Origin of the sequence: Vibrio sp. 10N.261.52.A1, assembly GCF_002876325.1 — a bacterium.
Lineage (GTDB): Bacteria > Pseudomonadota > Gammaproteobacteria > Enterobacterales > Vibrionaceae > Vibrio > Vibrio chagasii.
Genome location: NZ_MCYD01000569.1, coordinates 1 through 4,099, shown reverse-complemented (window position 1 = coordinate 4,099; position 4,099 = coordinate 1). Strand labels below are relative to the sequence as shown.

General features: G+C 45.3%; 4 protein-coding genes. 2 read left to right on the top strand and 2 right to left on the bottom strand.

Annotated elements, in window-relative coordinates:
• Both BCT81_RS09125 and BCT81_RS09120 read left to right on the top strand, forming a co-directional pair.
• Window positions 1-570, top strand: a 570-nt coding sequence (locus BCT81_RS09125; protein ID WP_198596867.1) for an ester cyclase, incomplete at its 5' end; no start/stop codon positions are given.
• A complete protein-coding gene (locus BCT81_RS09120) occupies window positions 563-2,296 on the top strand; it encodes a sodium/solute symporter (protein ID WP_102423926.1) in 1,734 nt (577 codons plus the stop codon). The genes BCT81_RS09125 and BCT81_RS09120, both read left to right, overlap by 8 nt.
• Before the next feature lie 90 nt (window positions 2,297-2,386).
• On the opposite strand, the gene BCT81_RS09115 is transcribed toward BCT81_RS09120, so the two are convergent.
• Both BCT81_RS09115 and BCT81_RS09110 read right to left on the bottom strand, forming a co-directional pair.
• Window positions 2,387-2,926 carry an RNA-binding S4 domain-containing protein gene (locus tag BCT81_RS09115; protein WP_102423925.1) on the bottom strand — a complete coding sequence of 180 codons (540 nt, stop codon included), beginning with the start codon at window positions 2,924-2,926 and terminating at the stop codon, window positions 2,387-2,389.
• A 126-nt stretch (window positions 2,927-3,052) separates the two neighbouring features.
• Window positions 3,053-4,099, bottom strand: a 1,047-nt coding sequence (locus tag BCT81_RS09110) for an ATP-binding cassette domain-containing protein (protein ID WP_133152595.1), incomplete at its 5' end; no start/stop codon positions are given.

Sequence of the window (4,099 nt, the reverse complement as noted above, 5' to 3'; positions counted from 1 at the left end):
TTACGCAAGAGCCTAGGCCATGCTGGATTAGTCCCTGCCCCGGCGACTCAAGACGGGATACAGACAGGTAGCACCGCAAAGGAAGAGAGCGAGAAAAGCCAAAAACTAGTGCTAGACATGCTGGCTTGCTTGGGTCGATTTGATGGTAAACGCCTTGATTCAATGGATCTAGAAAACTACTGGCATGGCGACTTCATGTGGTACGGACCGGCTGGTATTGGTACGACTCGTGGTATCCAAGGCTTCCGCGACCACCATCAAGGACCATTTGTCTTTGCGTTCCCAGACCGAAGTGTCGATATAGAGCTCAATATTTTGTCCAAAAATGACTACGTATCCACTGGTGGTTGGCCACACATGCACGGTACACATACTGGCACCAGTGGCTGGTTAGGGTTGGCACCGACAGGCAAGCACATCGAGCTTCGCGTTATGGATATCTGGCGACGAGAAGGCGAACTACTCAAGGAGAACTGGGTCGCTATCGATATCGCACACATCTTAAAACAGCTTGGTTACGATCTGTTTGAGCAAATGGAAGAACAATTAAAAGGACGTGAGCATGTATGAGTTTGGCGCTTTAAACTGGACAATTCTCGGTACCTATATCGTCCTGACTTTAGTTATGGGTGCACTGGTTGGTAGACGCGTGACTTCCGCAAACCAATTTGCATTAGGCGATCGAAATATTCCATGGTGGGCAATCGGTATTTCTGTTGTGTGTACCTATGTTAGTGCGATGTCTTTCTTGGGTGGGCCAGCTTGGTCTTACAAAGAAGGCTTGTCGGTGATCGCTATCCACCTAAACTACCCTTTGGTGATTTTCTTTATCGTTGCTGTATTTATGCCGTTTTTTTACAACAACGGCCTCACTTCGATTTATGAATATCAAGAACGACGCTTTGGTAAAGCTTCTCGTATCACTCTGTCTCTGATTTTCTTAATTAAACAGGCGATAAGCTCAGCTGCGGTCTTATATGCGACCTCGTTAATCCTCGAGTTCATTACAGGCATCGACGTGACTTACTGCATCATCATCGTCACTGTTATCGCGCTGATCTATACCGTCATGGGGGGAATTGCCGCCGTTATTTGGACAGATGTCATTCAAGCGGTCATTTTGTTTCTTGGTGCATTCATCATCATCGAAGCCGTTTGGAATGGAATGCCACAACCAATGACGGAAGTGATGCAAAACCTTAAGTCAGACGGCATGACCGATGCGTTACAGACCAATTTAGATTTAAGCCAAGTGACCACGGTGTGGGCCGGCGTTATCGCAATGACAATGTTCCACACGACTGTGTATGGCGGTAACCAAATGATGGTTCAACGCTGTATGGCGGCTAAAAATATGGGTGATGCGAAAAAAGCGATGCTAATGATGGGTTACGTTGCTTTCTTCATCTACTTCGTATTCATTCTATTAGGCGTATTATTTAACGCTTACTACGATGGTAAAGAGTTTGAGAATGGCAATACCATTATCCTTCACTATGCCAGCGAATACGGTATGCCAGGGCTGATGGGAATCATCGCGGCAGCTATTCTTGCAGCAAGCATGTCAAGCCTAGACTCCGCTTTTAACTCTATGGCTACCGTGTCTGTTACTGACTTCTATAAACGCTTCTACAAGAAAAATGAGTCAGAGGAACATTACCTCAAAGCATCACGTTTCTTCACGGTTATGTGGGCGCTATGTATCATCATTCCAGCCTTCATGTTTGCAACCAGCACAGGCTCAGTTTTGGAAATACTGAGTAAAGCGGGTTCCTATTTTGTAGGTGCAAACTTCTGTATGTTCGTGCTTGGTTTCTACTCCAAACACATTACAGAAAAAGGACTATTAATTGGTGTTGCAGCAAGCTTCTTAGCAATCTGGTATGTAGCAGTAGCGACTGATATCGCTTGGCCTTGGTACTGTGTCATCGGTGTTTTCGTTAATGCGATTGTCGCGTACGCTGCAAGTTTGTTGCTAACAGGCAAACAAAAAGAAATGCACCTTTATACAGTTAAAGGCCAGCAAGCAGAGTATGCTCGCTTGAACAAACCAATCAAAGAAGATGGTTGGTATGTTGTGCCGGGTAAAATCGATGCACCTTGTTGGGGACTACTCGTTATGTTTGTATTCTCACTCGTTCTACTTTGGGGGATTAACGAGTTCATTGAGAACGCACCAATGTTGATTAACTTTATCCGAGTCTGCTCTGTTATTGTTGCTGCAAGCGTCATCGGTTATATGATTTACTCATTCAAGCGCTCTAAGCCATCAAATGAAGTAGAACAAACCAGCTAGAGTTATCCTCAAATTAAACTGGCTCCAACAAAAAAGGCTCACTAAATAGTGAGCCTTTTGATATCTGCTTAACGTGTTACAAGAATAATATTAGAAGAATTCAATCGAATTACGGCCGCTTTTCTCATCACGTTGAGGCTTTGGCGTGTCCGCTTTCTTTTTCGCTTTGTTTTCTTTCTTTTTCTCTTTCTTTGGTTCTGCTTTAGCACTCAACATTTCAGCAGTGCTTTTCTTAGATTCTTTCTTCTTAGAATCCTTTTTAGGCTGGCCTTTCTTCGACTTGTTGTCCTTCTTAGCCGCTTCTTTTTTCTTTGGCTTATCTTCTACTTCTTGTACTGGCTGGTCACAGCACACTACATAGTATTCTTGGTTGAATTCGAAGAAGTCACCATCGTACATTTTACGACGCTTACGTGTTTCCAACTCACCGTTTACCGCAACGTAGCCTTCAGAGATGACGTGCTTAGCTTCACCACCGCCACTCACTAGGTTCGCGATCTTGAACACTTTGTAGAGCTCAATTGGCTGAGATGACACATCGACACCAATCGCCTCGATTTCAATCTCTTCACCTTCTTCACCGTGCTCGTAACCTTCGTAGTCAGCGTCTTCGTAATGTTCTTGGTCCATGGTGACCTCTACCTAAATATGTACTTCTGAAATATTGGGCGCAGTGTAATCGTAAAACCACTAAATGACCATGTTGAATTCAACATGATCGCCCTTGTTATAAAGAATAGTGCCTCTATTGGCGACTTACACGCCACCCACGTTCGAGAGGCTCACCAACTGTTTGGTGTATTCGTGTTGAGGAGCGCTAAACAGCGTCTCGGTGTCGCCATTCTCTATCACCTCACCCGCTTTCATCACTATGGTGTAATGACACAAGGATTTGACGACGTTCAGATCGTGACTGATGAACAGATACGTCAGATCGTACTTTTCTTGGAGTGACTTGAGTAAGTCTAAGACCTGAGCTTGTACCGTTCTGTCTAATGAAGAGGTCGGCTCATCGAGTAAGATAAACTCTGGCTTCAGAATCAGTGCACGAGCAATCGCAATGCGCTGTCTTTGACCGCCCGAAAATTCATTTGGGTAACGGTGACGCGTTTCAGGGTCAAGGTCGACCTCTTTCATCACGTCACAGATACGTTGGTCCAATTCAGCCTCATCAAGCTGCTGATGGACGCGTAAGCCTTCACCAATCACTTGTGCCACCGACATTCTTGGATTCAACGCTGAGAATGGGTCTTGAAAAACAACTTGCATACGGCTTCGAAATGGCAACATTTGCTGACGGTTTAGCCCTTGAAGCTGCTCGCTTTCATAAGTAATCGAACCTTCACTCTCCACCAGCTTTAATATCGCCATACCTGTGGTCGACTTACCTGAACCACTCTCGCCCACTAAGCCAATGGAGTGCCCTTTCTTCAAAGTGAACTCCATATCAGTGACCGCCTTAACATGCGAAATGGTGCGCTTAAATAAGCCGCCCGTGATTGGGAACCAAACACGAAGTTGATTTACGTCTAGTAGCGGTTGGCTGTCGGGTGACACAGGGACAGGCAAACCTTTAGGGTCAGAATTGATCAGCTTTTGCGTGTAAGGGTGAGCTGGCGCATTAAACAATGTCTGGCAGTCGTTGCTTTCCACAAGGCGACCATCTTTCATGACCGCCACTCTATCGGCAATCTTACGAACGATACTCAAGTCATGAGTGATAAACAGCATCGCCATGCCAAGCTCTTGTTGCAGATCTTTCAACAAATCAAGGATCTGCGCTTGTACCGACACATCCAGTGC

What these genes read in the sequence shown, in the direction of transcription:
- BCT81_RS09120 (WP_102423926.1), top strand. Translation starts at nt 563, where the DNA reads ATGTATGAGTTTGGCGCTTTAAACTGGACAATTCTCGGTACCTATATC.
- BCT81_RS09115 (WP_102423925.1), bottom strand. Translation starts at nt 2,926, where the DNA reads ATGGACCAAGAACATTACGAAGACGCTGACTACGAAGGTTACGAGCAC.